The 4,349-nt window shown below is 64.0% G+C and carries 4 protein-coding genes; all 4 read left to right on the plus strand.

Annotation, left to right across the window (positions count from 1 at the left end; all coding sequences use genetic code 11):
• On the plus strand, positions 1–700 hold a 700-nt coding region (locus VF794_RS09950), incomplete at its 5' end, for a nucleotide sugar dehydrogenase (RefSeq protein WP_331109114.1).
• Positions 701–812: 112 nt separating this feature from the next.
• Positions 813–2,540, plus strand: coding sequence for a TldD/PmbA family protein (locus tag VF794_RS09955; RefSeq protein ID WP_331109116.1), 1,728 nt, complete (start codon positions 813–815; stop codon positions 2,538–2,540).
• A gap of 246 nt (positions 2,541–2,786) precedes the next feature.
• Positions 2,787–3,302, plus strand: coding sequence for a ribbon-helix-helix domain-containing protein (locus VF794_RS09960; protein ID WP_331109118.1), 516 nt, complete (start codon positions 2,787–2,789; stop codon positions 3,300–3,302).
• Positions 3,303–3,360: 58 nt separating this feature from the next.
• Positions 3,361–3,834: an SMI1/KNR4 family protein gene (locus VF794_RS09965; RefSeq protein WP_331109120.1), complete on the plus strand. Its 474-nt coding sequence runs from the start codon at positions 3,361–3,363 to the stop codon at positions 3,832–3,834.
• Positions 3,835–4,349: the final 515 nt, after the last annotated feature.

A 4,349-nucleotide genomic window follows, 5' to 3' on the forward strand; every position in this document is an offset into this window, starting at 1 on the left:
GGTGTCCTCCACCCGCGTGGCCGAGCTGGCCAAGCTGCTGGAGAACATCTACCGCTGCGTCAACATCGCCATGGTCAACGAGATGAAGATGCTCTGCGACCGGATGAACATCGACGTGTGGGAGGTCATCAACGCCGCGGCCACCAAGCCCTTCGGCTTCCAGGCCTTCTACCCGGGCCCGGGCCTGGGCGGTCACTGCATCCCCATCGACCCCTTCTACCTGACGTGGAAGGCGCGCGAGTTCGAGTTCCACACCAAGTTCATCGAGCTGGCGGGCGAGGTGAACACGCAGATGCCGTACTACGTGGTCACCCGCACCATGGAGGCGCTCAACAAGAACAAGAAGACGCTCAATGGCGCGAAGGTGCTCTGCCTCGGCGCGGCGTACAAGAAGGACATCGACGACATGCGTGAGAGCCCCAGCCTGCGGGTCATCACGCTCCTCAAGGAGAAGGGCGCCGAGGTCGACTACCACGACCCCTACGTGCCCCGCCTCGAAGAGGGCCACGGCTTCCACTACTCGATGAAGTCGGTGCCGCTCACCCCGGAGACCATCAGCCAGTACGACGCGGTGGTCATCCTCACGGACCACTCCAACATCGACTACAACATGGTGGTGAAGCAGTCCGAGGTGGTCGTCGACACGCGCAACGCCTGCAAGAACGTGGGGCCGGGGCGTGAGAAGGTGACGAAGGCCTAGGCGGATACGCCGGCCGGCCCGGTTGCCGTCCGGCCCGTCAGGAGGCCCCGCAGCGGCGGTCAGGGGGGACGCCGCGGTGGGGCCTCCACTTTTTTTCAGGTAGAGTCGGGGGGTGCGAAACCTCTCCTGGACAGCCCTTCCCTGGCTCGCCGCCTCCGTGCTCCTCACCGCCGCCGTGCCCGCTCCGGACCCGCGCGTGGCGCTGCTGGAAGCCATGGCGGAGGAGCTCCAGCGCAACCAACAGCAACTCAAGATCCAGAGTCACGAGCCTCCGTACTTCATGAGCTACCAGCTCAAGGACACGGAGCAGCACGGCATCGTCGCCCGCTACGGAGCGATCTTCCTGGATGACTCGTACCGGGACCGCAAGCTGTATGTGGACGTGCGGGTGGGCTCGTACGAGCTCGACAACTCGGGACCCGAGGAATACGACTACTTCGGCGGGGGCAAGGGCAGCAGCTACGTCTCCCACAAGGACGCGCCCCTGGATGACTCGGGCATGGCGCTGCGCACGTCGCTGTGGCTGGTGACGGACGAGAAGTACAAGGCGGCGCTCTCCCAGCTTCTCAAGAAGAAGGGCGAGAGCGTCTACACGGTGGAGGACCCGAAGCAGCCGCCCTCCTTCTCCAAGGAGAAGCCGGCGAAGTACGTCCAGACGCCGGTGGCCTTCCCCTTCAACCGCGAGCGCTGGGCGAAGGTGGCCCGCGACGTGTCCTCGCGCTTCAAGGCGCACCCGGAGATCTTCGACTCGGAGGTGCGGGTGACGGCGGACAAGGTGACGCGCCTCTTCGTGTCCAGCGAGGGCAGCCGCATCGTGACGGAAGAGACGATGTACGGGCTGCACGTGATGGCGGTGACGCGGGCGGAGGACGGGCAGCTGCTGGACAACTCGCGCAACTACTACGTGCCGACCGAGGCGGGGCTTCCGGACGACAAGAAGCTGGCCGAGGCCACCACCAAGGTCATCGAGGAGCTGCTGGCGCTGCGCAAGGCGGAGTCGATCGACCCTTACACGGGGCCGGCGATCCTCGCGGCCGAGGCGGCGGGGGTGCTCTTCCACGAGGCGGTGGGACACCGGCTGGAGGGCGAGCGGCAGGATGCGGAAGGGGAGGGGAAGACCTTCCGGGGCCAGGTGGGCAAGCAGGTGCTGCCGGCGTTCATCAGCATCGTCGACGACCCGAGCGCACGCGCGCTCCAGGGTGAGCCGCTCAACGGCTACTACGAGTACGACGAGGAGGGCGTGAAGGGGCAGCGGGTGACGCTGGTGGAGAAGGGCGTGCTGAGGAACTACCTGGTGTCGAGGCGGCCGGTGGAGGGCTTCCTCCAGTCCAACGGGCACGGGCGGAGCCAGGGCACGCGCAAGCCGGTGGCGCGCATGGCCAACCTGATGGTCGAGTCGACGAAGCAGTTGGAGGACGTGGAGCTGAAGAAGCAGCTCATCGCCGAGGCGAAGCGTCAGGGCAAGCCGTACGGGCTGATCATCCGGGACATCACGGGCGGCAACACGAACACGTCGAGCTACGGCTACCAGGCCTTCAAGGGTGTGCCGCGGATGGTGTACCGGGTGGACGTGAAGACGGGTCAGGAGTCGCTGGTGCGCGGGGTGGAGATCGTCGGCACGCCGCTGTCGTCGATCAACCGGATCATGTCCACGGGCCGCAAGGCGGGCATCTTCAACGGCTACTGCGGAGCGGAGAGCGGGAACGTGCCGGTGTCGACGGTGGCGCCGGCGGTGCTGCTGCAGGAGATCGAGCTGCAGCGCGCGATGGAGGGCAAGGACCGGCCGCCCATCCTGATGAGCCCGGCGGCGAGCAGCACCGCGAGTGACGCGGTGAAGTAGGGACAGGGGGAGAGAGATTCACCTCCTTTTATGACGGGCTGGAGTCCTTTGGGGTCTCCAGCCCGTTTTCATTTGACCGCATAGGCGACGTCCGCACCTTCGCCACGATGGTTCCAAGGTCATCGGCATGGGCCTGGGCCCCAAGGGCAATCTCCTGTGGGTGCAGGACACTACGCATGTGCAGTCTGCATCCCATGGGTTGCGACCATGCATCCCATGGGATATAAAGAGGATGGGAGAACGTCCATGCCGACAGGTCAGACATCCATCCGTCTTGACAGTGAGTTGCTGCGAGCAGTTGACGACCTTGCCAAACAGCGAGGAGCGTCACGTACTGACATCATGGAACAAGCGCTTCGCGCATTCCTTCGAACTGGCGGCGAGCACACCATTGCAGGAGCGATGCTTCCGGCGGGCTTTACTCCAGCCTTCGAGACATGGCTCACTTCCGTAAGCGAAAGTACCGGTGCGAGCATGGCTGCGATACTTGCACTTGATGTTCGTGTACAAGTGCCCGTGGTCTACGTCGGTCTTCTGCACCCTTTTGCAGCCAAACAAGCACGAGACTCTGGGATGGTCCGTCTTCAGCTCTACGACGAGTCTGACCCGACATCTCAATTTGTCGCTCCCAGTCCTCGTGGGCTCATTCTCGGATGGGAAACTCAGGAAGTGGAGTTCGCTCGAAATCGCCTGATTCTTTTCTGGGGAGCGACTGATGGAAATACGCTCGTACGCGCGTTGAGGCACCCATTTGGTGGATGACGTTACGAAGGCGTCTGGGTCGCTCTTCTCCTGAGGGTGGTTTCTCAGGAGGTCAATAATGGCGACCTTGCTGCAAACGTTCGAGGGTGGTCCTCCGCTCAACGAGGAGGACATCAGGTCATTTGAGCGGAAGCACGGCCTTGCCCTCCCCCCTGATTACAAGGAGTTCTTGTTGGCCACCAATGGTGGTCGCCCGGAGCGTGATCTCTTTACGAGCAAGGGGCTTGAGGGCGATTCGCTGGGGCGAATCCACATCTTCTTTGGGTTGAACGACCCCATCGCCTCATGCAATCTCGATTGGAATCTCTCCGTGTTCAGGGAGCGTCTCCCTGCGGAACTGCTGGCCATTGCGACCACGGAGGGCACAGACAAGATCTGCCTGGGGGTTGCGGGTGGTCGGACGGGAACAATCGTCTACTGGGACGGTCATGCGCGTACAGGCGAACGGAACCTCTACTTCCTGGCTGATGCGTTCTCTTCGTTTATCTCCTCGCTTCGCGCCGATGAGGTTTCGCCAAGGCGAGGCGCGTGACCTCCTCGCACGGAGCATCGCTCCATGCGTAGCCCGAGGGCTCCCGCTGGCGCCTCCACTGGCGTGGCAGGCGTCTGCCCGGCTCGCCTTGGCGCGCCGTGGCGGACGAGCCAGCGCAGCCGGAAGACAACACCCACAGGGAACTGAAGCAGAGCAGGGTGCGGAGCGTGAGCATTCCCACCCCCACCACATGTGAAGGAGTCCTCGCTACAGCCGGACGAGCTGGGCCCCGTAATGCACGTTGGCGCCTACCGCGGCGATCAGCACCAGGTCCCCACCGCCCAGGCGCACCCGCCCCTGCGCCAGGTCCTCGGTCCATCATCTTGCGTGCCATGTCGATGATGTAGGGAGTGCCGCCGCAGCCGTCGTCCACCACCAGGGCGAAGGTGTCCGTGCGGCACCCCAGACGCTGGTGGAGCAGCATGGCATCGTGGTTGAAATTCAGCTCGTCCGGAGTGCAGGTGACGAGGAAGAGGGCGTCCAGCTCCTTCGCCTCCAGACCCGCCTGTGCCAGT

The sequence above is a fragment of the Archangium sp. genome (assembly GCF_036389735.1).
Lineage (GTDB): Bacteria > Myxococcota > Myxococcia > Myxococcales > Myxococcaceae > Archangium.

Excerpts from the sequence above, each read along its gene's own strand:
- VF794_RS09960 (WP_331109118.1), top strand. The coding sequence starts at position 2,787 with ATGCCGACAGGTCAGACATCCATCCGTCTTGACAGTGAGTTGCTGCGA.
- VF794_RS09965 (WP_331109120.1), top strand. The coding sequence starts at position 3,361 with ATGGCGACCTTGCTGCAAACGTTCGAGGGTGGTCCTCCGCTCAACGAG.